Source organism: Flavobacterium sp. PL02 (genome assembly GCF_035013205.1).
Classification (GTDB): Bacteria; Bacteroidota; Bacteroidia; order Flavobacteriales; family Flavobacteriaceae; genus Flavobacterium.
Genome location: NZ_JAYGJP010000002.1, coordinates 509,435 through 534,372, shown reverse-complemented (window position 1 = coordinate 534,372; position 24,938 = coordinate 509,435). Strand labels below are relative to the sequence as shown.

Genomic DNA, 24,938 nt, shown 5'->3' with positions numbered 1-24,938 from the left:
TGTTTCTCTACTAATGAGGTATCGGAGTCTTTAATATATTAGTTTTTTCTAAAAAGCTAAAAAAAACTAATTAGTGTTTGTTTTTTTTAATCAATTTAATTTTCTATTCCACCAAGCTTTTTTATTAAACCAAGCAGAATCTTTAGTTTTAGTTGTATAATTCCAAATAGTTTCATAATCATTTATTTGCTTATATTTAGCATATATTACACCATTTTTGAATATGTAATCTATACCACAACTTTTTAAAGTTGGCTCTATGTTTTTATAAAAATCTGGAGGGATTTCATTTGGCTCTGCAATTCTGTAAAATTCATTATCAGAGAAAACGATAAGGGGACGTCCAAGGTCTACTGGAATAACAGGTTTGAATTCTACATATCTATTTTGCCAATAATAGTAGGCAGAAAACAAAAGAATTAATACGGATAATGGGATGAATATTATCTTTTTCATTTTCTTATTTTAATTTAAGATTTAAATTTCCCGAAGAGGTATATTGAAAGGTTTTATTAAATGTTTGTTGCCATTTGCTTTCCATTCTAAAGGGTCTTGCTCCACAATATTTCTCTACCAACAAAGCATCTGAATCCTTAATAGAACCAAAACTAGGAATGTAAGCATTAGCTCCTTCATGCCAATCGTATATGTTCCACCAAGTATGGATTATATTTCCAACTAAAGTGAAATTATTTTTTGTTCTTGTTATTTTAAAATTACAAGTTGATATTATTGTGCTAGTTCCAGACATGTAATACAATTCTCCAAAAATTCCAGCCGTAAATTGTTTATCATAATGATCTGTATATGGTTTAGAATCTCCTACATTTAAAGTTTTAAGAAAATCTTTAAATTTAGAATCATTGTCTTTTTCAAAACGTTCAATATTTATGTTTTCTGCTACGATAACTTCACTTTTACTTCTAAGCCAATGGAAATCTATTTTTTTGTAAATCCTGTGCCGTCTAACCACCATTGTAAACAATCAGCTGCTTTATCGAAATTTCTTTCTCTGGCTTTGTCGATCATTTTTATATAATTGGCTTTTAACATCAAAGCTTTTTCTCTCTCATTTAATTGAAGATAAAATTTTCTTGCTTCAGAATTTCCTGCTACTCCCCAAAAAGGATCTCCAAATAAATTATTATATTCAGAAGGTACTAAATCTGTTTTTTCTTTAAATAGGCTACTATTCATGATGCGTATGATTAGTTATTTTTTAAGTAATTAAGGTTTTTGTAAAGAAAAGCTTAATTTTAAATATATTAATATTTTTCTTACTATTTATTTAGTTTAAAATAATAACGGCATCAATATCGGATATTCGATTTTTATTTAATCAACTAGATTTTCGTATTCCTTAAGATAACTTCAATGGCATTTTTTTTATTTTTTAATACCAACCATTACTTTAATCTGGTAAGCGGTTAAGGTTTTCTTTCCGTTTACAATGTCGCCATTTGCACTAACATAAGTTAAAGAGACAGTATATTTTGGATTTTCTACTTTTTGAATCACTTTTTCATTTGAGTGATTGTTTTTTCTAAAGTTAGAATTTGCGTTTACAAAATCATTTATTTTTAAAGGAATTATGTCCTGATTAATTTGTAGAGCAATTCCATAATCAGTTTTCTTAGACTTTATGCTATAACTCTTTCCATCTATCGAAGTACAATTGTCGCATTTAAGATTGTTGTTATAAGATATTGTAAATAAAAAATCTTGCCCATGAATGTTGGCTACTTGATTATCGTCATTTTCATAAAAATAATAGTAGAAGCTATTATTTAAATCATCTTTTCGGTCATATTCGGATCGATATTCAAACCCCAAGCTATTCATTATTTCAGCATCACTAGGAGATTTTTCTTTTTTTAGTAAAGTTTCTAATTTTGCTTTAGCATAAGGAGCCATAACTTCTATACCGTAATTGTCTTTTAAAAAGGAAACAATACTGCTTAAATCCTTTTCTTGGTCAAAAGTTAGTTTTTCTTTTTTGCCCTTTTCTATATACATTTCAAATCTTGATAATTGGCTGTATTTAGAAATAGAATTAGCGCTCTGAGGGCCAACTAACGAAAGTAAAGCTGCCAAGCACATACTTATTGGAATAAATTTTATTTTAGGCTGTTTCTGAATTAAAAAATAAGCCACAACTATGGTAAGCCATATTGATAATAACAGAACATAATAGCGTTCGTGCGTAAATCCGTAAAGGTTAATTCGGTACAAAATTGCCCAAAATAGTAATCCCAATAGCGGAATTAATAGAAAGTAAAACAAACGATTGAAAGTTCTTATCCAGAGATTAGCTTTTTCGGTAGCAATAGGGTGAACCAATAAAAAAGAAAGAATCCCGAAAATAGCAAATACCAAAACAAGATAAGAAACCCACCCAACAGGTAAAGATAGTGTTACAAGAATCTTTGCTTCATAACATATCAAAATCACCAAGTACAAACTTATTAAAGGCAATAAAACATATTGAGTAAAGTTTTTAAGGCCTTTTGGGTAATTAAGGATTAAAGGAACTTGTTCATTATTAGTTTCTGGAACACCACTTAAAAAGAAAGTAGTATTAAAAATTCCTGTGATAGCAAAGAAGATATGAAAATAAATATGATCATAGAATTCTACATGAAATAATTTGTCAATAGCTAATATGGCCAAAGCTAAACCAGCGTAAAGCACTATGCTATATAAACCAGCCGTTAAAATCCTAAGGAAAAGTTGCTTGTTAAATTCCCAAAACTCATCCTGATTATAAGCTCTCGGTAAGAATCCTGCAAATGAAACTAATAAATGTAAAGCAATGTTTAGGACTATAAATTGTTGTATTTCTATATCCGTAATATCTTCATGAAAATTGAAAATAAATAGAAAGATTAAAGATCCCAGTATGATACTGGTTAGGTAACGTAGAAGGTTGTTCTTTTTTGCAGCTATAAAAAATAAACTAACAGAAAGGAATAAAACTAAGCATAAAGAGCAACTCATTAAAGCTTTTACATAAAGCTCTTTGTTTGGATCGTCATACTTTGCTTCGTTGAGGATAATGGTGAGAATAGTTCCTGTAATCGAGATTAAAATTTCTAATGGAAATCTAAGAACTGTCTTTAGTGTTGAGTTTAAAACGTTTTGAAAAGAAGGGAATTTTGCCATATTTTTTTGGTAGGTTTTGTTCTACGAAGGAAAGAAAATAGAAGCACATTGCCAAAGAAAAACCCCGAAGTCTGCATTTGCAAATTTCGGGGTTTAATATATACTAAGATTTATTTTAAGCTTCTAAAAAGAACTTCAAATTACAATCCAAATGCAGCTTTTACCTGGTCAACAAAATCAAGTTTTTCCCAAGTAAACAATTCTACAGTAACTGTTTTCTCATTTCCTCCCGGAGCAGAAAAAGTTTTAGTTACAATTTCTGGTTTACGCCCCATGTGCCCGTAAGCAGCAGTTTCGCTATAAATAGGATTTCTTAATTTTAAACGTTGTTCGATAAAGTAAGGACGCATATCAAAAATAGCTTCTACTTTTTTAGCGATTTCACCGTTAGTTAAGTTTACTTTAGATGTTCCGTAAGTATCAATAAAAATACCCATTGGTTTAGCAACACCAATAGCATAAGAAACTTGTACCAAGATTTCATCAGCAATACCAGCAGCAACTAAGTTTTTAGCGATATGACGTGTAGCATAAGCAGCACTTCTATCTACTTTACTTGGATCTTTTCCAGAGAAAGCACCACCACCGTGAGCACCTTTACCACCGTAAGTATCTACAATGATTTTTCTTCCTGTTAATCCAGTATCTCCGTGAGGACCTCCAATTACGAATTTTCCTGTAGGGTTAATGTGATATTGAATTTTATCGTTAAATAAATGTGCGTGAGTTGGGTTCTTAGCAATAATTCTTGGAATAAGAATTTCGATAATATCCTTTTTGATTTTAGCAAGCATTACTGCTTCTTCATCAAAATCATCGTGTTGAGTAGATATTACAATTGCATCGATACGTGTTGGCTTATTGTCATCACTGTATTCTAATGTTACCTGAGATTTAGCATCAGGACGTAAATAAGTGATTTCTTTGTTCTCACGTCTTAAAATAGCTAATTCTTGTAGTAATTTATGAGATAAATCAAGTGCCAAAGGCATATAATTTTCAGTTTCGTTAGTTGCATAACCAAACATCATACCTTGATCACCAGCTCCTTGTTCTTCAGGATTTGCTCTGTCAACACCTTGATTGATGTCTGCAGATTGTTCGTGAATAGCAGATAAAATTCCGCAAGAGTTTGCCTCAAACATATATTCGCTTTTCGTATAACCAATTTTTCTGATTACTTCGCGAGCGATCTGTTGTACATCTAAATATGTATTTGATTTTACTTCACCGGCCAATATTACTTGTCCAGTTGTTACTAAAGTTTCGCATGCCACTTTAGAATCCGCATCAAATGCTAGAAAATTATCAATTAATGCATCTGAGATTTGATCCGCAACTTTGTCTGGATGTCCTTCGCTAACAGATTCTGACGTAAATAAATAAGCCATAATATTTATTAAATTAAAATTATAAAATTAAGCGAGGAAAAGAAATAATTGCTGGAAATGCTAAAGGAGGATTCCTGCTTTAGCATTTTTTAAAACTGAAATGAAAATCTTTCAGCATCCATAATGAATGTTTTCATTATGAAGAGGTTGCAATCAGTCCAAATTTTTCCTCTGTATTCGGCTGCAAAGGTATAAAACCATTTTGAATTGCAAATTAATCTTTTGTTTTTTTAATTTAATATACAAAAATTTAACATATTCGACTTGTTCTATAGAGTTTAGAAAATAAATCGACATTTGTTTGGTAGACTAAAAAATAGTTCGCAAATTTGCCCCAACAAAATAAAAGAAAAATGAAATTCACTGTTAACAATATGATGTCTTGTAAGATGCCGGAGTATTCCGCAGAGATACTATTGTAGTTTATTTTCAAAAATATACATAGAACCTCTGCAAATTGCAGAGGTTTTTTTGTTTAATGAAGAAAACAAAACAGAATGTCATTTTAAACCAAAATAATAACAAATCAGTAAAAAGTAATGAAAAAAAATGTAGCATTAGTTTTAGGTCTTTTGACATTTTCGGGCATTTATGCTCAGGAAAATAAAAAGGAGAAAGATACTTTACAAAATAATGAATTATCAGAAGTAACAATAATCGGTTCTAGAAGTAAAAACAGAGTTAAGACCGATGTACCCGTTCCAATCGATATTTTTAATATTTCAGAAATAACAAAAGGAGCACCACAAACCAGTGTAACTCAAATATTAAATTATGTTGCGCCGTCGTTTACCAGTAATCCAACTTCTACAGCAGATGGAACCGATCATATTGATCCTGCGCAATTAAGAGGATTAGGACCAGATCAGGTTTTAATACTTGTAAATGGTAAAAGAAGACACACAAGTTCTTTGGTAAATATCAATGGAGCACCAGGAAGAGGTTCTGTTGGAACAGATTTAAATGCAATACCATCATTTGCAATAGAAAGAATTGAAGTATTAAGAGATGGGGCAGCAGCTCAATACGGATCTGATGCAATTGCGGGAGTAATTAACATTGTATTAAAAAAGAATGCTAATTATCTTTCGGGAGATGTACAATACGGAGCAAACATGTCTTCGGGATCTAATAACTTTAAAGGAGGAACTGATGGTCAGGCTTTGCAAGTAGACTTAAATTACGGAACATCTTTGGGTAAAGAAGGAAGTTTCCTGAGTGTTACAGGTAGTGCGGTTACAAGACAAGCAACCAGTAGAGCAGGAATTAGAAGTAATGCTATTTTTAATGCTTATAATGCTGTTGAATATAGAGCGGCTCAGAATGGTGTAAATGTGAATTCATTGTTCAGTAATATTAATACAACTCCAAACTCAGCTCAAATTATAAGTACATTACAACAATACGCTCCACAAGTTAGTTATTTTACAGCAGCACAGCAATCAGCAATTGCTGGCGCAACAAATATTAGCCAATTGCAAACTGCATTAAATTTTGATGCAACCAATAATGAAATCAATTATAGAGGTCAGGAAAGAAGTGATTACAACATGAGCGTTGGTCAGTCAGAATTAGCATCTGGGCAACTATATTATAATACCAAATATCCATTAACAGAAATTACTTCGTTGTACTCATTTGGAGGAGTTTCGTATAGAAACGGAAAATCATATGCTTTTAACAGATTGCCTAATGGAGCTGGAACATTTACACAAGTATATGCAAATGGATTTTTGCCAGAAATAGAATCGGATATTATTGATGCTTCTTCTGCAGTAGGACTTACAACACAATTATTCGGATTTGATACTGATATTAGTACAAACCTTGGATCAAACTCTTTTAAATATGATGTGAACAATACTATTAATGCTACTTTAGGAACAAATTCAGCTTCTAGTTTTTATGCTGGTAAAGTTTCGTTTTTACAAAGTACAACCAATTTAGATTTAAGTAAAAAGTACGATGTTCTTGATGGATTAAACGTAGCTTTTGGAGGAGAATTTAGATATGAAAATTATCAAATAAAACACGGAGATGTAGAGTCTTATGGTTTATACGATGTAAACGGAAATCTAGTATCTGGAATTTTACCAAGTAACTCACCATTAATCGTAACCGACTTTTTTGGAAACAAACGTGGGGCAGGAGCACAAGGTTTCTCAGGATTCCAACCATCAGATGCTAAAGAAAAAGATAGAAAAAGTGGTGCAGCATATATTGATTTAGAATTAAACGCAACCAAAAACTGGTTAATCAACGGTGCTGCTCGTTATGAGAATTATTCAGATTTTGGTAGTACAGTTACTTTTAAACTAGCTTCACTTTTAAAATTGAATGATAATATTAACTGGAGAATTTCTGGGCAAACAGGTTTTAGAGCACCATCATTACAACAAAAATATTTTGAAAGTAGCTCCACACAATTTATTAATGGTTCGCCTTACCAAGTAGGATATTTTACAAATGATTCTGAAGCTGCAAAAAGCATTGGAGTGGAGAATTTAAAACCAGAAACATCTAAAAGTATAAGTACAGGATTTACATTTAAGATTCCAGCAGCTAATATTACAATTGCTACTGATGCTTATTTTACAAGAATCGACGACAGAATTGTTTTAACAGGACAATATGCAAGACCTACAGATGCACAAATAAATGGAGCAACATCACCAGAACAAAAAGATGCATTAACATTGTTTCAGCAAGCATTTGATCTAAAAGGTGTAGAAAGAGCTTCATTCTGGACAAATGGAATTAACTCAGAAACTAAAGGAATCGACTTAGTGATTTCTCAAAAATATAATGTTATTGAGGATTTTACAATCAGAAATGATTTTGCTTTAAGTTATAATACAACAAAAAGAGTTGGATCATTAAATGTTCCTCAATCTATTGTTAATGCAGGTGGAGATCCATATGTATATTCATTTTTCCCAGAGTCAAGCAGAATTTATCTGGAAGAAGCAATCCCAAAATTGAAAGCTAATTTAATGACTACTTTCAGCATCAAAAAGCTGGATATTTATTTAAGAAATAGTTATTTCGGGAAGGTTACAGATCCAGGAGCAACAGATGTAAACTTAGATGGTTTTTCTTCAGTTTATGAGCATCCAGAATACAGTGCAAAATTAGTTACCGATTTATCTTTAGGATATCAGATAAACGAACATTTAAGAGTAACACTAGGAGTTAATAATATAGGAGATGTTTATCCTGACAGAAATAACCCAGCAACTCCTGCTTTTACAAATACAACACCAACATTGTCTCCTGCGCCAAGTGCAGATTTAAGTAATGCAAATCAGTTTGCTTATTCTAGAGCAGTATCACAATTTGGATTAAACGGAAGATTTGGTTTTGCTCGTTTAAGTTTTAAAATATAATTTAATTGCTGGGTGTTATTTTGATGTTTAAAATAAAATGCACCCAGTGATTTAGATTAAAAGTAACCATTTAAGTAATATAAGTTCATTTAAGTAACCTATCTAGAAAACTTATATCTTCTTAAATTACTTATATGGTTTAAAAACTATATAATGCTTTAGTAGCAATAATAGGGCTTTAGGTAGTTAGGAAATCTTTTTATGTAAAAAATTGAAATTAAGTTTGGTGGTTAAAATTATAGTTACTATATTTACTCTATCGAATTAGTAGAACTAATAAAAGCAGATAAAAACAAATTTTATAAAATGAATACAATAGCAAATAATATGATAATGTGTTGTAAGATGATGCAAATATGCATCCCAATTTGCTATTGCCAAAAGTGAAAGATTAAATCTTTGTTATAGTTAAAGCTATAAGCCCTTTTGGTAGCCATCCGAAAGGGCTTTTTTTTATTCCATAATTTAAAATTTAAAAATCATGAAAACATTCTATAAAATTTCAAGAGCAATTCAAGCTTTATTGAAAGCAGATGCCAAAAGAATTTTTGGTGTAATACAAACCAAAAGAATAAATACAAACGAAGTAAAAGGAAAATTGTATACGAGTGAGTCAAACTCATTATTGTTTCAGATGTATGCCCACGAAGATGAAGATCTTTTTATATAAACAGAAAAATAATTAAGAAATATAAACACACAATCTTTTAACTAATTAAAAAAATAGAACCCATGAGCACACAAAAATTCGCAACAAATGCACTACACGCAGGACATGATGTAACAAAAAACGGTAACACAAGAGCAGTGCCTATTTATCAAACATCATCTTATGTTTTTAATAATTCAGATCATGCAGCTAATTTGTTTGGTCTGGCCGAAGCAGGATTTATTTACACAAGATTAAATAACCCTACAAATGATGTTCTGGAACAACGACTGGCAGCGCTAGAAGGAGGTATTGGAGCTGTTGTAACAGCATCTGGCGCATCAGCAATTGCAACAACTTTGTTAACATTGCTTAAAGCAGGAGATCATATTGTAGCATCAAATAGTTTATACGGAGGAACTTATAATTTATTAAAAGTTACTTTGCCAAGATTAGGAATCACAACCACATTTGTAGATCCATCTGATGCCGAAAACTTTACAAAAGCGGCTAAAGAAAATACAAGAGTCTTTTTTGTAGAGTCATTAGGGAATCCAAAATTAGATGTATTAGATTTAAAAGCAATTTCGGCAGAAGCCAAAGCATTTAAAGTTCCATTTATTGTTGACAACACCGTTCCAACACCATATTTGCTTAATCCAATAGAACATGGAGCAAATATTGTAATTCATTCCCTAACCAAGTATATCTCAGGAAACGGAACTTCTTTAGGAGGAGCAATTATCGATGCTGGAACTTTTGATTGGGCAAACGGAAAATTCCCTGAGTTTACAGAGCCATCTGCAGGTTATCACGGATTAGTTTATAACGAAGCATTAGGAAATGCTGCATTTATTGCCAAAGCACGTATAGAAGGATTACGCGATTTTGGTTCAGCATTGAGTCCATTTAATGCTTTTCAGATTATTCAGGGATTGGAGACTTTACCAATACGTATTAAGAAGCATAGCGAAAACGCATTAGCCTTAGCATCATGGTTACAGGCACAAGATGAGGTGGTTTGGGTAAATTACCCAGGTCTAAAATCGAATAAATATTATGTCTTGGGACAAGAATATTTGCCGAAAGGACAAAGCGGAATTATAACTTTTGGATTAAAAGGAGGTTTTGAAGCTGCCAAAAAAGTAGCCGATGAAACTAAATTATTCTCACTTCTTGCAAATATAGGCGATACAAAGTCACTGATTATTCATCCTGCAAGTACAACTCACCAACAATTATCAGAAGAAGAACAATTTGCAACAGGAGTTTCAAAGGATTTGATTCGACTTTCGGTAGGAATTGAAGATATAGACGATTTGATTGCCGATTTACAAGCGGTATTTAAAAATATAAAGAGTGCTCAATTAGCATAAATTAGAAAGTTAGGTTTTTTTGTTTTTTGTTAGAAAAATTGCCTTTAACCACGTGAGCAGGGTTAAAGGTGATTTTCAAAAAATAATCAAAAACAATAATACTAAGTAAAAGTTCAAAACAATATTTCTTGAACTGCTTTCCTGGCATAGATGCAAAAGATAAACACAAATTTCACGAATTGGCACAAATCATAATGATTAGCTTAGTTTGTGAAATTAATTTCACAAACTAATTAGTGCCAATTCGTGAAATTCGTGTTTAAATTAATTGTCCAGATAGTAGGTTTCTTGAATTTATTTTAAAATAAAAGTAAAAATTATGTCAAAGCTTAAAATAAACATCATCCTTTTTGGAATAGGAAATATTGGCAGCACTTTAATAAATCAGATAATTGAGAGCCAAGTATTTTTTAGCGAAAATAAAAGCATTGATTTGCGGTTTCCTATCATAACCAATTCCACATTGGCATTTTTTGAAAAAGAAGGCGCAGAGAACGCCTGGGAAGCCAATTTTGTACATCTCGCAATTCCTTTTAAGGTAGATGATATTATTGCTTTTGCAAAAGAGAATGCTTTCGAAAACTTAATTGCTGTAGATGCAACCGCAAGTGACGAATTAATAGATCATTATATCCCGTTAGTTCAAAACGGGTTTAATATTGTGGCAGTAAATAAAAAAGCAAATACATTGCCAATAGACTTTTATAGAGAACTAAGAGAAAACCTTAAGAAATACGATAAAGAATTTTTATACGAAACCTCAGTAGATACAGGTTTTCCGGTATTACAAACTATTAGAGATTTATATAACTCGGGAGAGAAAATAACCAAGATAAGAGGTGTTTTTTCAGATTCATTAAGTTATGTCTTTAATCGATTTTCATCAGAAGACACTTGTTTCTCTACTATTTTAAAAGATGCCGAAAAGCTACAGTTAATAACATCCGATTACGAAGGAGATTTATCGGGTAGTGATGCAGCCGAGAAATTACTTATTCTTACTAGAGAAATAGGGAAAGACTTTGAAATTTCGGATATTAAAACAACCCCACTTTTAGATCATAATCAATATGAGATAAATGCCAAATCAAAGCGTGTGATTAATAAAGAACTATTAGATAAGTCTTTTAAAATTGCAAAAATTACACAATCCGATAATCATGTTTTACGATATGTTGGAGAGTATAATGTTTTAGAAAATAAACTAGAAGTCAGATTAGTTTCAGAATCTACCAAAACTGCAATCGGGCAATTAAAAGGATCAGATACTATTTTTGAAATCTACACACAATCTTACGGAAACATTCCGATAGTTATTCAAAGTGCCGCTGCAGGAAAAGAAGCTATAGCAAGAGGAGTTATAACAGACATTCTAAAAGTTGCCGAAAAGATAAAAAATAAAGAAGCTATTTGGGCTTAGAAATTTTTGAAATTGAATTTTGTATTCAATTTTTTTTTGATTTAAAGTTAGATGTTCTTTGAAATTTATGTTTAGTGAAGGAAGTTTTTAAACAGTTGAGTGTTAATTTTATACCTCATTTGGAGTATTTCGTCGAAAAAAAGTAACATTTCGTCGTTTTTTTGTTTTTAAATGCAAATTTAACGTGATTTTATCATTAAAATATGGGTTCTGGCTTGGTTAATTCGAAAAAACGTCGCATATTTGTTAAACCAAAAAGATACCAAAAATGAATTTTAATATTTGTAAAATTAATAAGGTCATGTCGGAGAAATCCGTAGGGAAGTCTATTGCTTAAAATTATATCTATAAAAAATATATAGCAAAGCCTCCCAAGTTTATTGGGAGGCTTTTTTTTTTAGATTATACAAATATTGAAATTTTTTAAAATGATAAATAATAATATTAAAATGAATAATAACTCGAAGTTTAAGATGATGCAGAATGTCGCGCTTATTTGCGTACGCGTCTATTGATTTCCAAAAGTATAATAAGTTTAAACGACTTAAACCCTTTTGGTATAATTATCAAAAGGGTTTTTTTTTGGACATCGAGTTCATTTAATAAAAACAAACACAAATAAACAATTATAAAACACACATGTTATGAGCACACAAAACTACTTCGCAAAAAGGTTCGGATTCTTTAGATTCTTCAAAGCTAAAAAGACAATAACAATCCAAACTGTAAATGAATTGGCACATCCAAGATTTGGAATGGAAGCTACAGATGAAACTGCAGAAAAAAAAGCACCTAATTCTTTGCTTTTCTTGATGTATTCAAAAGAGAATGAAACTTTATTTATTTAAATTAAAACTTTAAATAAAATACAAGCTAACAATATGAATTTTCTGGATATATATGTCCAGCGGTTGCTTGTACGTGATTGTTTTGTTTGAACTATTTTGTAAACGAACTAAAATCAAATGAATAAAAAATTTGGTCGTTTAAGAAAATAGTAGTTAATTTGTGCCATTAAGTTCAAAAACGTATTGAAATGTTATAAAGAAAGGACGAGGGATTAGACCCGATGAATCCTTAGCAACCCTTCGATAAATCGAAGAAGGTGCTGCATTCTACCACGCCCAACGTGGAAAGATAACACAAAGAATTTCTCTAGCATAGCTCTAGTTTTTTCTTTTTAATATTTCCATGTACAAATCAAAAATTACAAAAGATTTGAAATTGGAAAATAAAACCATCCCGATTATATTACAGAATTTTGTCACCGAAAGTGGCGCTTCGTATAATGCGATTAACCTAAGTTATGAACTTTTTGGTTTACCGTTACACACTGCGCCTATAGTTTTGGTAAATCATGCATTAACAGGAAACGCTCAGGTTACGGGCGAGAATGGTTGGTGGAACGATTTAATTGGTGATAATAAAACCATTGATACTGCAAAATATACAATTCTAGCTTTTAATGTTCCAGGAAATGGACATAACGGAATCTCGATTGAAAACCATACAGATTTTACCGCCAGAGATGTTGCCCGAATTTTCATAAAAGGGATTGAGTTTCTTAAAATCAATCAATTATATGCAATTATTGGTGGTTCTGTTGGTGGCGGCATCGCATGGGAAATTCTGGCATTAGAACCTCAAATCACTAAACATTTAATACCTATTGCAACCGATTGGAAATCTACCGATTGGTTAATTGCAAATTGCTATTTGCAAGAGCAAATCCTAAACAATTCTTCAAGACCAATAGAAGATGCGCGAATTCATGCCATGTTATGTTATCGCTCGCCAGAATCTTTTAAAGAAAAATTTCAGAGAACTAAAAATGATGAACTAGCTATTTTTAATGTAGAAAGCTGGCTGGGACATCATGGGAAAAAGCTTCAAAAAAGGTATCAAATTTCATCATATAAATTAATGAATCAGTTGCTTAAAACAATTGATATTACAAGGAATACAGCCGATTTTGAAACATTATTATCAAAAACAACTGCCCATATCCATATCATAGGGATTAATTCGGACTTGTTTTTTAGTGCAAAAGAAAATCAGGAAACCTATCAGGAATTAAAAAAGTTCAAAGAAAATGTTTCATATAGCGAAATAGATTCTGTTCACGGACATGATGCTTTTTTAATCGAGTACAAACAATTAGATAATTTGCTTGCGTCTATTTTTTAGAGCAACATAAAATACAACACAAATAAGATGAAAATATTAAAATTTGGAGGTAAATCTTTATCAAACGGAGAAGGACTTAATAAAGTAGTTTCTATAATTATTGATAAAATAAATCAAGGTGAGAAAATTGCCGTAGTAGTTTCTGCTCGTGGTAACGCAACAGATGAACTAGAAGATATATTAACAATTGCTTCTAAAAACGGAAATTACAAGCCGTTATTAGAGAGTTTTAAAACATACCAGATATCAGAGTATTCAAACGTTGATTTCTCAGAAGAGTTTGGTGTTTTGGATAAACTTTTTGAAGGAGTTAGTTTAATTGGTGACTACAGCAAGAAGATAAAAGATCAGGTTCTTTCGAAAGGAGAATTGCTTTCGGCTAAATTATTGACTTCAATTTTGCTGGATAAAGGTGTTCCTGCGAACTTTGCCGATTCTAGAGAACTACTTAAAACAGATTCTAAATTTGGTGATGCACAACTTCTAGAGCAATTGTCTAAGAAAAATGTAATCAACTATTTTAAACAATATAACGGTTCAACTGTAAATATTGTTACAGGATTTATTGGTTCAAATAATAGTAATGAGACAACAACTTTAGGCAGAAATGGGAGTAATTATACAGCTTCATTATTAGCAAATTATCTTGATGCCGAAGAACTTCAGAATTTTACGCACGTTGACGGAATTTATACAGCAAATCCTGATTTAGTTAGTGATGCTAAAAAGATTGAATATTTATCATTTAACGAAGCAAACGAGTTGGCTAATTTTGGAGCTACTATTTTGCATGCAAAAACTATAATTCCATTAATTGAAAAAAGTATTCCGCTTCGTATTTTAAATACATTTAATCATGAAAACCGCGGAACATTAATTACATCAGATTCTGCTAAAGAAGGAATTAAAACACTTTCAGTTTTAGAGAACTTATCATTGGTTAATCTTGAAGGACGAGGATTACTTGGTAAAGCTGGTGTCGATGCTCGTATTTTTAAAGTAATGGGAGATAATGATATTAGTGTAAGTATTATTTCGCAAGGTTCATCAGAAAGAGGAATCGGACTTGTAGTTGCAACAGATAAAGCAACAACAGCAATGATAGAACTGGAAAAAGAGTTTGAAAACGATTTTTATTCTAAAGATGTTAACCAGATTACAGTAACCGATAATGTTTCGGTAATTTCGATAATAGGACAAGATTTAAGTACATTCCATAAACCATACACTGCATTAATCAAGAATAAAATTGTTCCGATTTTGTTTAACAATACCGTTACGGGTAAAAACGTGAGTTTGGTAGTTAAAAAATCAGAACTTCATAAAGCCTTAAATGTAATTCACGGAGAGATTTTTGGAGTTTCAAAGAAAATCAATATTGCTATTTTCGGTCACGGATTAGTTGGTGGAACTTTGATAAACCAAATCTTAGCTTCGGCTGCAAGTATCGAAAAACGTAAACACATTAAGCTGAATGTTTTTGCTATTGCCAATTCTAAAAAAGTACTTTTAAATAAAAAAGGAGTTTCTGCAGATTGGAAAAAAGATATCGAAAACGACGGAGTTGCTTATACAATTAAGGATGTTATCGCTTACGCAAATGAGAATCACTTAGAGAATTTAATTGCGATTGATAATACGGCAAGCGCAACTTTCGTTGAAAATTATATCTCGTTAGTAGAAAGTAGTTTTGATTTAATTTCGTCAAATAAAGTAGCCAATACACTTAGTTATGGTTTTTATAAAGAACTAAGAAAAGCATTGGCAGACAATCAAAAAAACTATTTGTATGAAACCAATGTTGGTGCAGGATTGCCATTAATTGATACAATAAAATTATTACACCTTTCAGGAGAGAATATTACTAAGATAAAAGGCGTTTTCTCAGGAACGTTGAGTTATTTATTTAATAATTTCTCTGCCAAAGATGCTCCGTTTAGTGAAATATTGAAAGAAGCAATCGATAACGGATATACAGAACCAGATCCACGTGAAGATTTATGTGGTAATGATGTTGGAAGAAAATTATTAATTTTAGCTAGAGAATTGGATTTGCAAAATGAATTTGAAGAAATCTCTATTCAGAATTTAATTCCAGAACATTTACGTGAAGGAAACGTTACCGATTTCTTGACTAAATTAAAAGAATTTGACCCAATTTATGACAAGATTAAAAAGGATCAAAAACCAAATCACGTATTAAGATACATAGGTGAATTATCTGGCGATTTGCAAAACGACAAAGGAGTTCTGGAAGTAAAATTAGTTTCGGTACCTTCGGATACAGCTTTGGGCGGATTAAAAGGTTCAGATTCTTTCTTCGAGATTTACACAGAATCTTATGGAGACAGACCAATCGTAATACAAGGTGCAGGAGCAGGATCGGCAGTGACAGCAAGAGGTGTTTTTGGAGATGTTTTGAGATTGTCGGATAAAGAATAATTCACGAGAACTATTAAAATCACATATTTAAAAAATGAAAAAACTTTTTTTACTGTTATTATTTACAAACGTTATTACTGCGCAAGTTTCGAGTATTGTTAGAAACAAAGACAGTTATACACAAGAAGTTTTTCCATACAAAGGAGTTAGAGCGATACAAATAGATGAGGTTAACTCTCCAGGAAACGAGGATAATGTATTTATTTTTTCTAAGATTGAAAAAAATGCAAATCCAGATAAAATGTATTTTCAACGGTTTACAAAAGTCGGCGACAAATGGATAGTAAAATCTATTATTGAAGTAAACCATAACGGAATCATATCGGCTTGGGGAAGTAGAAAAGCATTTTGGGATTTTGATAAAGACAAAAGTATTGATGCTCTTTTTATTTATGGACTTTATGATGCTGATTTCAAACAACAATCAGTTCATTTAATCTTTTCGCAAAAAGACCAGCTTTACACTATAGAATCAAGTGTCTCGGATAATTTTGGAACAGATAAATTCTCCTCTAATTTTGATTCTTTGAGTGAAATATATAAGGCCAAAATTCTAGAATATTGGAGTAAATTAGATAAAAAAGATAAATAAGCGGAATCACTTTTATCTTTCTAAAGAAGACGAATATTCGAATAAATTATAATCAGCTGAATTTGCATTTGAAGATTCGTGCAATCAGTATTTAATAAACAAAAAATGGTACCATTTAATGAGCTTATAGGTTTTATGATAGCTGCATTTCTTCTGGTATTGACTCCGGGGCCAAATATGCTTTATTTGATTTCAAGGTCGATTACTCAAGGTAAAAAGGCTGGGATAATTTCGTTAACAGGAATAGTATTTGGATTTTTATTTCATATCGTATTGGTATCATTTGGAATAACGGCTCTTTTATTTGCAGTTCCTTTTGCGTATTTAATCTTGAAAATTTTGGGTGTTGCTTATCTTCTGTATCTGGCTTTTCAGGCAATTAAGCCAAATGGAAAAAATATGTTTGAAGTAAACGATAAATTGACAATCGATAAACCAGGTAAGCTGTTTGGTATTGGGTTTTTAACAAGTGTTCTAAATCCTAAAATAGCAATGTTTTATTTATCCTTTTTTCCTCAGTTTATTAAACCTGAGCATGGCTCAATAATGACACAAAGTTTGCAATTAGGAATCACTCAGGCGACCATAAGTTTTACAGTAAACTTTGTAATTGTATTAACAGCATCAAGAATGGTAGTATTTTTTGCAACAAAGCCAACATGGTTAAAAGTTCAAAAATGGTTTATGGCTGGAGTTTTAACTTCAATGGCAATAAAAATAGCTTTTTCGAAAGCAAAATAAAATAAAAACAAAAAACATGAAAGTAACCTTAAACAGAGTAAACGACGCGTTTCATTTTAAGCTCAAAAATGAACGTGGTCATGTAGTTGATGTAGATAGCAGAGCCGAATTTGGCGGAAGCGATTTAGGTGCGAGCCCAATGGAATTAGTGTTGATGGGAGTTGCAGGATGCAGCGCTATTGATATGATTTCGATTTTGAAGAAACAACGCCAGGAAATCACTTCATTTAATGCTGAGGTCGAAGGAACTCGTGTTCAAATTGGAGAAGCAAAACCTTTTAAAGAAATCTTTGTAGTTTTTTATCTGGAAGGAGATATTAATCCTGAAAAAGCGCAACGTGCAGCACAACTTTCTTTCGAGAAATATTGCTCAGTTGGAAAAACTGTCGAGCCTACAGCCACAATAAAATATAAGGTGGTTTTGAACAACGAGGAATTATAGGAATTATAAGAATTAGAAAATTAGTCAATTAGAGGATGAGATAATTCTTTGACTAGCTATTATAACATAGTAAAAGAACTGTTTAGTTTAAGATTGTATCAAATGCCTTTGAGAATCTTTGTGTAATAGCTCTTTACAAAAAACAAAAAATAAAATGAACGAACAAGAATTTGGTTTTGAAACCCAAGCCATAAGAACGCAATTAGAAAGATCACAGTATTTAGAGCATTCGGTGCCATTGTACCTATCATCAAGTTTTGTATTTGAAGATGCCGAAGATATGCGTGCTTCTTTTACAGAAGAGAAAGATAGAAATATTTATAGCCGTTTTAGTAATCCGAACACAACTGAATTTGTAGATAAAATTTGCAAAATGGAAGGTGCCGAAGCAGGTTATGCTTTTGCAACAGGAATGGCAGCTGTATATTCTACTTTTGCAGCTTTGTTAAATGCGGGAGATCATATTGTGTCGGCAAGCAGTGTTTTTGGTTCAACTCATGCCTTGTTTGTGACTTATTTTCCAAAATGGAATATTGAAACTTCTTATTTTGATATCAATAAACCAGAGACTATTGAGAGTTTTATCAAGCCAAATACAAAGATATTGTATGCTGAGTCACCTACAAATCCTGGTGTAGATGTAATCGATCTGGAATTGCTTGGAAAAATTGCTAAAAAACATAACTTGATTTTAATTATCGATAACTGTTTTGCAACGCCATATATTCAGCAACCTATAAAACATGGAGCACATTTGGTAGTACATTCTGCTACTAAATTAATTGATGGTCAAGGACGTGTTTTGGGTGGAGTAACAGTAGGAAACGAAGATTTAATCAGACAAATTTATTTGTTCTCAAGAAATACAGGACCTGCTTTATCACCATTTAATGCTTGGATTTTATCTAAAAGTTTAGAAACATTAGTTGTGCGTGTAGAGAAACATTGCGAGAATGCACTTAAAGTTGCTGAGTTTCTAGAAGCACACCCAAATGTAAACAGCATTAAATACCCATTTTTAAAATCGCACCCACAATATGAAATCGCCAAAAAGCAAATGCTTTTAGGTGGTAATATTATTGCATTTGAAATAAAAGGCGGAATAGAAGCTGGTAGAAAGTTTCTGGATAAAATAAAATTATGTTCACTATCGGCTAATATTGGTGATACAAGAACAATTGTTACGCATCCAGCATCGACAACTCACAGTAAATTGTCTGAAGAAGATCAATTAGCAGTTGGTATTACACAAGGATTAGTGCGTGTATCTGTTGGTTTAGAAACTGTAAAAGATGTAATTGCCGATTTAGAGCAAGCGCTTTCTTAAATAATTTTGAATGGTGATTGGCGATTTTTTATTTGATATATTTCATCAGAAAAAGAATCGTTAATCATCATTTTTTATTCTTTTGTAATTGTTCACTCAAAAAGTATATTTTTGTTGTAGAAAAATATGTAGTCCATTTTAGCAGAAATCTAAAATTTACATTCTAAAATCTAAAATAAAAAATGCTTTCAAAGAAAACTAAATACGGAATTAAGGCTTTAACATATTTGGCCAGGCGAGAAAATAACGAGCCTGTACAAATTGCTGAAATTGCTAAAAGCGAGCATATTTCGATTAAATTTCTGGAAAGTATTTTGTTACTACTTAGAAACTCTGGTTTTCTTGGAGCTAAAAAAGGTAAAGGTGGTGGGTATTACTTGATAAAAGACCCAAAAGATATTAGCATGGCAAAGGTATATCGTATTCTCGAAGGACCTATCGCATTACTTCCATGCGCGAGTCATAACTTTTATGAAAAATGTGATGATTGTGATGATGAAACTACTTGTGCAGCAAGGCGCTTAATGACAGAAGTGAGAGATAATACTTTGAAAGTTTTAGAGAATAACTCACTTGCAGATATTGCGTTTTAGTTAATCCTGTTCTATATACTATAATAAAAAAAGACCATTTCAGATTCTGAAATGGTCTTTTTTATGTCTTTTAGATTTGGTTTAAAAAATCAATTTATATCCAGCTAAAAAAAGCATTACTGCAATAGCATTTCTAAGTAACGAATCTGGTACTTTTCCGCTTAACATACTTCCCATAAAGATCCCCGGAAGTGATCCCATTAATAACTGAGCTAATAAGGTTAAATCTAAATTACCCATTGAAGCATGTCCTATTCCTGCAACAAGAGTTAAAGGCACAGCATGAGCAATTTCAGTACCTACCAAACGTGGTGTAGGTAAAAGTGGGTAGAGGAAAAATAAAGTAACAGTACCTAAGGCTCCTGCGCCTATTGATGTTAATGTTACGGTTGCTCCAAGTAATACGCCAATTCCAACGGTTAACATGTTTTGTGTATCGCTTTCGCTGTGAAATTTATCGCCAGCGTGTTTTTGAGAGTATACTAATAATTTCTTTTTGAATAAAATTGCAATAGAAGTAAAAAGTAATGCCCAGCCTAAACTATATTTTATAACCGCATTTATAGTTGTAATATCTGTTTTGATGCTGTTTAATATCCATAAAGTCAATAAAGCAGCAGGAACACTACCTAAAGTAAGCCAGCCAGTTATAGACCAATTTATATTGCTTTTTTTATGATGTACAAATACACCTCCCATTTTGGTAAAAGCTGCGTATAGTAAGTCGGTACCAACTGCAGTTGTTGGAGGGATACCAAAATATAATAAAATAGGAGTCATTAAAGAGCCACCTCCTACACCTGTTAATCCTACTATAAAACCTACGACTAAACCTGCAATTACAAGACCTATTTGGAAATCCATAAATAAAATTTGGGTAAAAATAATAACAATTTCACGATAATCCTATAGATATGGTAGACTTTAAGAAAAATATCACAATTAGATAACAAAACATTATTTATAATACACAATGATAATTCTTAGAATTCTTTAAAGCGTATTACGATGTAACTTAAAGACAATTAGCGATGTAAAAAAATTAAAATTTATTTTGATATTTAGAAATAAGTAGTAATTTTGCATTGTAATCTACTAAGCCGATAGGGTAATGTATTTTAAAAATAAAAAAGAATAATTAGGTGTATGGAAAAAGAACTGAAGTTGGATACCGTAGCAATAAAATCAGGTGGATCGTTTTCAAAACAATTATGGGTTATAATTCCTGCTGCATTATTGTTAGGTTTGATTTCAGTATTGATTTATAATCATCATGCAGAATTTACTTGGGAAGGCTTTCTAGATGGATTTAATCAGGAATTTTTAGTGTTTTTCTTAATTGGAGTTTTTGCACAATTGGTAGATGGAACGTTAGGAATGGGTTACGGAGCTACATCAACATCTTTTTTATTGGCTTATGGAGTTTCTCCGGTTATTAGTAGTGGAGGAGTTCACGTAGCAGAAATGTTTACAACAGGAGCATCAGCAATATCACACCATAGATTTGGAAATATCAATAAAAAACTAGTTAAGAATTTATTGATCCCAGGGGTTTTAGGATCAATTACAGGAGCATATTTACTGTCGGATGTAATTGATGGAGATGTTATAAAACCTTTTATCGCGGTTTACATGATTGTACTGGCAGTAATAATTATCAGAAAAGCATTAAATAAAACTATAATCAAAAAGAAAACCAAGCGACTAGGAATCTTAGCAACCTTTGGAGGTTTTATGGATGCTGTAGGAGGTGGAGGTTGGGGACCAATCGTAACTTCGACATTGTTAGGAAGAGGTAGAAATCCTCGTTATACAATTGGGTCGGTAAATGCAGCCGAGTTTGCAGTTTCATTTGCAAGTGGTGTTACATTCATGCTTTTTGGAGGAATCCACGGATGGCAAGTTATTATAGGTTTGATTTTAGGTGGCGTAATTGCTGCTCCTCTTGCTGCTTTTTTAGTAAATAAAATTAAAAGAAAACCTATGATGGTGGCAGTAGGAATATTAATTATCCTTTTGAGTTTAAAAACATTATCTAAATTATTGTAATAATTTTTTAGAAATATCAAGAATATGAGCACAACAAATATTACATCTTTATTAGCTAAAACAAAAGATTTTTCTCTGGAAGAAACATTAGAATTTTTGGCTAATGAATACAAAGACAAAGTCGTTTTCTCGACTTCATTTGGTCAGGAAGATCAGGTTATAACCGATTTTATTGCTAAAAATAATATCGCAATTACCATTTTTACATTAGATACAGGTAGATTGTTTCAGGAAACATACGATGTTTTTCATAGAACATTAAAAAAATATAAAAAACATATCGAAGTTTATTTTCCAGAAGCAACTGCAGTAGAGAGTTTATTGAGAGAAAAAGGACCGAATAGTTTTTATGATTCGGTAGAGAATAGGAAAGAATGTTGTTTTATCCGTAAAGTAGTTCCATTAAGAAAAGCCTTGTCAGGAAATGCAGTTTGGATTACAGGTTTAAGAGCCGAACAATCGGAAAACAGAAATGATTTGCAATTGTTTGAATACGATGCAAACTTCGAAATAATAAAATTCAATCCATTATTAAAATGGTCATTACAAGAAGTTGAGAATTATTTACAAGAACACAACGTACCTCAAAACGCATTACATAAAAAAGGCTTTGTAAGTATAGGATGTGCGCCATGTACGAGAGCAATTTTGCCAGACGAAGATATTAGAGCCGGAAGATGGTGGTGGGAATCGAGCCATAAAGAATGTGGTTTGCATAGCGCTAAGAAAGAATAGAGAGCCTAGAGGCAAGAGAATAGAATAAAAAACAATAATGGTTATGAGTTTTTAGATGAGGTGATCAAAACCTTAAACTTTAAACTTTAAACTTTGAAACAAAAAAACAATGAGTTCAGTATTAAAAACAAATGCTTTAGAGAGTGAAGCGATATACATTTTTAGAGAGGTAATTTCTCAATTTGATAAACCGGTTTTACTTTTTTCAGGAGGTAAAGATTCGATTACTTTAGTGCGTTTAGCACAAAAAGCATTCTTTCCTGCGAAAATTCCTTTTCCACTATTGCACGTTGATACAGGACACAATTTTCCTGAAACGATAGAATTTAGAGATAAATTGGTTGCAGAGTTAGGATTAGAATTAATCGTAAGAAATGTACAGGATGCTATCGACGAAGGAAAAGTTGTAGAAGAAACTGGAAAATATTCTAGTAGAAACAGCTTACAAACTACAACACTACTAGATGCTATCGAAGAATTTAAGTTTGATGCTTGTATTGGTGGTGCGCGTAGAGATGAAGAAAAAGCAAGAGCTAAAGAACGTATTTTCTCAGTTCGTGATGATTTCGGTCAATGGGATGAGAAAAACCAACGTCCAGAGTTGTTTGATATTTTGAACGGAAAAATAGAAAATGGACAAAACGTACGTGTTTTTCCAATTTCAAACTGGACAGAATTGGATGTATGGAGTTATATCGAACAAGAAAAAATTGAAATTCCATCTATTTATTTTTCACACAAACGTAAAGTTTTCTTGAGAGATGGATTAATCTGGTCACATTCTCCTTATGTGTATCAGGAAGAAGATGAACAAATCGAAGAAAGAATTGTTCGCTTCAGAACCGTTGGAGATATGAGTTGTACAGCAGCCGTTGAATCGTATGCAGCAACAATTAAAGAAGTAGTTGGAGAAATCAGAACATCTACAATTTCTGAAAGAGGTGCCAGAATCGATGATAAACGTTCTGAAGCAGCAATGGAGAAAAGAAAACAACAAGGATACTTTTAATTGATAATTAATAATTGACAATTGATAATTAAAAAAACAAAAACATACAGATTTAAACTTTAGTTCAAAGAGAATCAACTTTAAACTTTAAACAAAAATTTAAACCTGAAACAATATACAAGATGGAAGTTTTAAAAATAGCAACAGCAGGAAGTGTAGATGACGGAAAGAGTACTTTAATCGGGAGATTGTTGTATGATACAAAATCATTGACTACAGATAAAATCGAAGCAATAGAAAAAAGCAGTAAATTAAAAGGATATGATTACTTAGATTTTTCACTTGCAACTGACGGATTAGTAGCAGAAAGAGAACAAGGAATCACGATTGACGTAGCTCACATTTATTTTTCGACAGCAAAGAAAAGTTACATTATTGCCGATACTCCAGGTCACGTTGAGTACACACGTAACATGGTTACAGGAGCTTCGACTTCGCAAGTTTCAATCATTTTGATTGATGCTCGAAAAGGAGTAATTGAGCAAACATACCGTCACTTTTTTATCAATAATTTATTGAGAGTAAAAGAGGTAATTGTAGCGATTAACAAAATGGATTTAGTTGATTATTCTGAAGAAGTTTATAATAAAATCAAAGCCGATTTTCAGGCTTTAAACGCCAAAAGTACTTTCAAGGAGCAAAACGTAAGCTACATTCCGTTAAGTGCAATCAACGGTGGAAACGTAGTTGATCAATCTAAAGATATGCCTTGGTACGATGGACAAACTGTTTTGGAGCATTTAGAAGCTTTAGAGCCAACAGATGTTTTTGAAAAAGGACAAGCACGTTTTCCAGTTCAAACAGTTATTCGTCCAAAGACCGAAGAGTATCATGATTTTAGAGGATATGCAGGTAAATTATACGGAAACTCAATTAAAGTAGGAGATGCAGTAACAGTTTTACCTTCATTAACAGAATCTAAAGTAAAGAACATTCATTTTTTTGATAAACAATTCGACGAAGCAATTGCAGGTTCATCAATCACAATTGAATTAGAAAATGATATCAATGTTACCAGAGGAGATATGATTGTAAAATCAACAGAACTTCCTAAAATAGAAAAAGATATCACAACAACAGTTTGTTGGATGGATTCTAAAAAGTTAGTTCCGGGAACAAAATATATCGTTCAGCATAATACAAACAGAGTTTTGGCAAAAGTAGAAAGTATCAAGAATACAATTGCAACCGATTACTCAGGAACAACACCAGCAACTCAATTAGCAATAAACGAAATTGGTGAAGTAAGTATTAAATTAAGCAAGCCTTTATATTTTGATGCTTACAATGACAATAAATCAAACGGAGCTTTTATCCTTATTGATACCGCAACAAATACAACTGCAGGAGTAGGATTCATTAGATAGTTTCACTGCTGTAAGCAATAAGCTTTAGGCTGTAAGCTTTTAGCAAAAAACGTATAACAAGGTACGCAAG

General features: G+C 31.9%; 22 protein-coding genes and 1 riboswitch. Of the genes, 16 read left to right on the top strand and 6 right to left on the bottom strand.

Translation table 11 applies throughout. The features are described from left to right. Window positions 1-90 precede the first annotated feature (90 nt). From SHI72_RS10330 to metK, 5 genes are all read right to left on the bottom strand, one after another. On the bottom strand, window positions 91-456 hold the full coding sequence (locus tag SHI72_RS10330) for a hypothetical protein (protein WP_039112474.1): 366 nt from the start codon (window positions 454-456) through the stop codon (window positions 91-93). A gap of 4 nt (window positions 457-460) precedes the next feature. Further along, window positions 461-976, bottom strand: coding sequence for a hypothetical protein (locus SHI72_RS10325; protein WP_323489909.1), 516 nt, complete (start codon window positions 974-976; stop codon window positions 461-463). After that, window positions 940-1,197, bottom strand: coding sequence for a hypothetical protein (locus tag SHI72_RS10320; RefSeq protein WP_323489908.1), 258 nt, complete (start codon window positions 1,195-1,197; stop codon window positions 940-942). The genes SHI72_RS10325 and SHI72_RS10320 overlap by 37 nt, the downstream gene beginning before the upstream one ends. A 189-nt stretch (window positions 1,198-1,386) precedes the next feature. Then, the gene (locus tag SHI72_RS10315) at window positions 1,387-3,162 is read right to left on the bottom strand and encodes a DUF4153 domain-containing protein (protein ID WP_323489907.1); all 1,776 of its coding nucleotides are present in this window, start codon (window positions 3,160-3,162) and stop codon (window positions 1,387-1,389) included. Between the two features lie 140 nt (window positions 3,163-3,302). After that, on the bottom strand, window positions 3,303-4,553 hold the full coding sequence (gene metK, locus SHI72_RS10310; protein WP_039112471.1) for a methionine adenosyltransferase: 1,251 nt from the start codon (window positions 4,551-4,553) through the stop codon (window positions 3,303-3,305). Between the two features lie 539 nt (window positions 4,554-5,092). Between metK and SHI72_RS10305 the strand changes: the two genes are divergently transcribed. The 12 genes from SHI72_RS10305 to SHI72_RS10250 all read left to right on the top strand — a co-directional run bounded on the left by SHI72_RS10305 (window position 5,093) and on the right by SHI72_RS10250 (window position 19,708). Then, the gene (locus SHI72_RS10305) at window positions 5,093-7,939 is read left to right on the top strand and encodes a TonB-dependent receptor plug domain-containing protein (RefSeq protein WP_323489906.1); all 2,847 of its coding nucleotides are present in this window, start codon (window positions 5,093-5,095) and stop codon (window positions 7,937-7,939) included. Between the two features lie 481 nt (window positions 7,940-8,420). Next, window positions 8,421-8,609 carry a hypothetical protein gene (locus tag SHI72_RS10300; RefSeq protein ID WP_039112469.1) on the top strand — a complete coding sequence of 63 codons (189 nt, stop codon included), beginning with the start codon at window positions 8,421-8,423 and terminating at the stop codon, window positions 8,607-8,609. Between the two features lie 62 nt (window positions 8,610-8,671). After that, on the top strand, window positions 8,672-9,964 hold the full coding sequence (locus SHI72_RS10295) for an O-acetylhomoserine aminocarboxypropyltransferase/cysteine synthase family protein (RefSeq protein WP_086893547.1): 1,293 nt from the start codon (window positions 8,672-8,674) through the stop codon (window positions 9,962-9,964). A gap of 319 nt (window positions 9,965-10,283) precedes the next feature. Continuing rightward, window positions 10,284-11,384: an aspartate kinase gene (locus tag SHI72_RS10290; protein WP_039112467.1), complete on the top strand. Its 1,101-nt coding sequence runs from the start codon at window positions 10,284-10,286 to the stop codon at window positions 11,382-11,384. 644 nt (window positions 11,385-12,028) lie between these two features. After that, on the top strand, window positions 12,029-12,232 hold the full coding sequence (locus SHI72_RS10285) for a hypothetical protein (RefSeq protein ID WP_323489905.1): 204 nt from the start codon (window positions 12,029-12,031) through the stop codon (window positions 12,230-12,232). Window positions 12,233-12,420: 188 nt separating this feature from the next. After that, a riboswitch (SAM riboswitch) is annotated at window positions 12,421-12,528 on the top strand. An 80-nt stretch (window positions 12,529-12,608) separates the two neighbouring features. Continuing rightward, on the top strand, window positions 12,609-13,571 hold the full coding sequence (locus SHI72_RS10280) for an alpha/beta fold hydrolase (protein ID WP_240474695.1): 963 nt from the start codon (window positions 12,609-12,611) through the stop codon (window positions 13,569-13,571). A gap of 27 nt (window positions 13,572-13,598) precedes the next feature. Then, complete coding sequence (thrA, locus tag SHI72_RS10275) at window positions 13,599-16,013, top strand: bifunctional aspartate kinase/homoserine dehydrogenase I (protein WP_323489904.1); 2,415 nt, start codon at window positions 13,599-13,601, stop codon at window positions 16,011-16,013. 34 nt (window positions 16,014-16,047) lie between these two features. After that, complete coding sequence (locus tag SHI72_RS10270) at window positions 16,048-16,605, top strand: hypothetical protein (protein ID WP_323489903.1); 558 nt, start codon at window positions 16,048-16,050, stop codon at window positions 16,603-16,605. A 105-nt stretch (window positions 16,606-16,710) separates the two neighbouring features. Next, a complete protein-coding gene (locus SHI72_RS10265) occupies window positions 16,711-17,346 on the top strand; it encodes a LysE family translocator (protein WP_323489902.1) in 636 nt (211 codons plus the stop codon). A 16-nt stretch (window positions 17,347-17,362) separates the two neighbouring features. Continuing rightward, window positions 17,363-17,788 carry an OsmC family protein gene (locus SHI72_RS10260; RefSeq protein WP_039112462.1) on the top strand — a complete coding sequence of 142 codons (426 nt, stop codon included), beginning with the start codon at window positions 17,363-17,365 and terminating at the stop codon, window positions 17,786-17,788. 154 nt (window positions 17,789-17,942) lie between these two features. After that, a complete protein-coding gene (locus tag SHI72_RS10255; protein ID WP_039112461.1) occupies window positions 17,943-19,115 on the top strand; it encodes a trans-sulfuration enzyme family protein in 1,173 nt (390 codons plus the stop codon). Window positions 19,116-19,297: 182 nt separating this feature from the next. Continuing rightward, complete coding sequence (locus tag SHI72_RS10250) at window positions 19,298-19,708, top strand: RrF2 family transcriptional regulator (protein WP_035619819.1); 411 nt, start codon at window positions 19,298-19,300, stop codon at window positions 19,706-19,708. An 81-nt stretch (window positions 19,709-19,789) separates the two neighbouring features. On the opposite strand, the gene SHI72_RS10245 is transcribed toward SHI72_RS10250, so the two are convergent. Then, window positions 19,790-20,572, bottom strand: a complete 783-nt coding sequence (locus tag SHI72_RS10245) for a sulfite exporter TauE/SafE family protein (RefSeq protein WP_039116909.1) — start codon at window positions 20,570-20,572, stop codon at window positions 19,790-19,792. 282 nt (window positions 20,573-20,854) lie between these two features. Here SHI72_RS10245 and SHI72_RS10240 point away from each other — a divergent pair, with 282 nt between their 5' ends. The 4 genes from SHI72_RS10240 to SHI72_RS10225 all read left to right on the top strand — a co-directional run bounded on the left by SHI72_RS10240 (window position 20,855) and on the right by SHI72_RS10225 (window position 24,868). Then, window positions 20,855-21,757, top strand: coding sequence for a sulfite exporter TauE/SafE family protein (locus SHI72_RS10240; RefSeq protein ID WP_039112459.1), 903 nt, complete (start codon window positions 20,855-20,857; stop codon window positions 21,755-21,757). Window positions 21,758-21,781: 24 nt separating this feature from the next. Beyond that, complete coding sequence (locus SHI72_RS10235; RefSeq protein ID WP_323489901.1) at window positions 21,782-22,492, top strand: phosphoadenylyl-sulfate reductase; 711 nt, start codon at window positions 21,782-21,784, stop codon at window positions 22,490-22,492. Window positions 22,493-22,601: 109 nt separating this feature from the next. Continuing rightward, on the top strand, window positions 22,602-23,501 hold the full coding sequence (gene cysD / locus SHI72_RS10230; protein ID WP_035619812.1) for a sulfate adenylyltransferase subunit CysD: 900 nt from the start codon (window positions 22,602-22,604) through the stop codon (window positions 23,499-23,501). Between the two features lie 122 nt (window positions 23,502-23,623). After that, the gene (locus SHI72_RS10225; RefSeq protein WP_039112457.1) at window positions 23,624-24,868 is read left to right on the top strand and encodes a sulfate adenylyltransferase subunit 1; all 1,245 of its coding nucleotides are present in this window, start codon (window positions 23,624-23,626) and stop codon (window positions 24,866-24,868) included. Window positions 24,869-24,938: the final 70 nt, after the last annotated feature.

Excerpts from the sequence above, each read along its gene's own strand:
- SHI72_RS10330 (WP_039112474.1), bottom strand. The coding sequence starts at position 456 with ATGAAAAAGATAATATTCATCCCATTATCCGTATTAATTCTTTTGTTT.
- SHI72_RS10325 (WP_323489909.1), bottom strand. The coding sequence starts at position 976 with ATGGTGGTTAGACGGCACAGGATTTACAAAAAAATAGATTTCCATTGG.
- SHI72_RS10320 (WP_323489908.1), bottom strand. The coding sequence starts at position 1,197 with ATGAATAGTAGCCTATTTAAAGAAAAAACAGATTTAGTACCTTCTGAA.
- SHI72_RS10315 (WP_323489907.1), bottom strand. The coding sequence starts at position 3,162 with ATGGCAAAATTCCCTTCTTTTCAAAACGTTTTAAACTCAACACTAAAG.
- metK (WP_039112471.1), bottom strand. The coding sequence starts at position 4,553 with ATGGCTTATTTATTTACGTCAGAATCTGTTAGCGAAGGACATCCAGAC.
- SHI72_RS10305 (WP_323489906.1), top strand. The coding sequence starts at position 5,093 with ATGAAAAAAAATGTAGCATTAGTTTTAGGTCTTTTGACATTTTCGGGC.
- SHI72_RS10300 (WP_039112469.1), top strand. The coding sequence starts at position 8,421 with ATGAAAACATTCTATAAAATTTCAAGAGCAATTCAAGCTTTATTGAAA.
- SHI72_RS10295 (WP_086893547.1), top strand. The coding sequence starts at position 8,672 with ATGAGCACACAAAAATTCGCAACAAATGCACTACACGCAGGACATGAT.
- SHI72_RS10290 (WP_039112467.1), top strand. The coding sequence starts at position 10,284 with ATGTCAAAGCTTAAAATAAACATCATCCTTTTTGGAATAGGAAATATT.
- SHI72_RS10285 (WP_323489905.1), top strand. The coding sequence starts at position 12,029 with ATGAGCACACAAAACTACTTCGCAAAAAGGTTCGGATTCTTTAGATTC.
- thrA (WP_323489904.1), top strand. The coding sequence starts at position 13,599 with ATGAAAATATTAAAATTTGGAGGTAAATCTTTATCAAACGGAGAAGGA.
- SHI72_RS10270 (WP_323489903.1), top strand. The coding sequence starts at position 16,048 with ATGAAAAAACTTTTTTTACTGTTATTATTTACAAACGTTATTACTGCG.
- SHI72_RS10265 (WP_323489902.1), top strand. The coding sequence starts at position 16,711 with ATGGTACCATTTAATGAGCTTATAGGTTTTATGATAGCTGCATTTCTT.
- SHI72_RS10260 (WP_039112462.1), top strand. The coding sequence starts at position 17,363 with ATGAAAGTAACCTTAAACAGAGTAAACGACGCGTTTCATTTTAAGCTC.
- SHI72_RS10255 (WP_039112461.1), top strand. The coding sequence starts at position 17,943 with ATGAACGAACAAGAATTTGGTTTTGAAACCCAAGCCATAAGAACGCAA.
- SHI72_RS10250 (WP_035619819.1), top strand. The coding sequence starts at position 19,298 with ATGCTTTCAAAGAAAACTAAATACGGAATTAAGGCTTTAACATATTTG.
- SHI72_RS10245 (WP_039116909.1), bottom strand. The coding sequence starts at position 20,572 with ATGGATTTCCAAATAGGTCTTGTAATTGCAGGTTTAGTCGTAGGTTTT.
- SHI72_RS10240 (WP_039112459.1), top strand. The coding sequence starts at position 20,855 with ATGGAAAAAGAACTGAAGTTGGATACCGTAGCAATAAAATCAGGTGGA.
- SHI72_RS10235 (WP_323489901.1), top strand. The coding sequence starts at position 21,782 with ATGAGCACAACAAATATTACATCTTTATTAGCTAAAACAAAAGATTTT.
- cysD (WP_035619812.1), top strand. The coding sequence starts at position 22,602 with ATGAGTTCAGTATTAAAAACAAATGCTTTAGAGAGTGAAGCGATATAC.
- SHI72_RS10225 (WP_039112457.1), top strand. The coding sequence starts at position 23,624 with ATGGAAGTTTTAAAAATAGCAACAGCAGGAAGTGTAGATGACGGAAAG.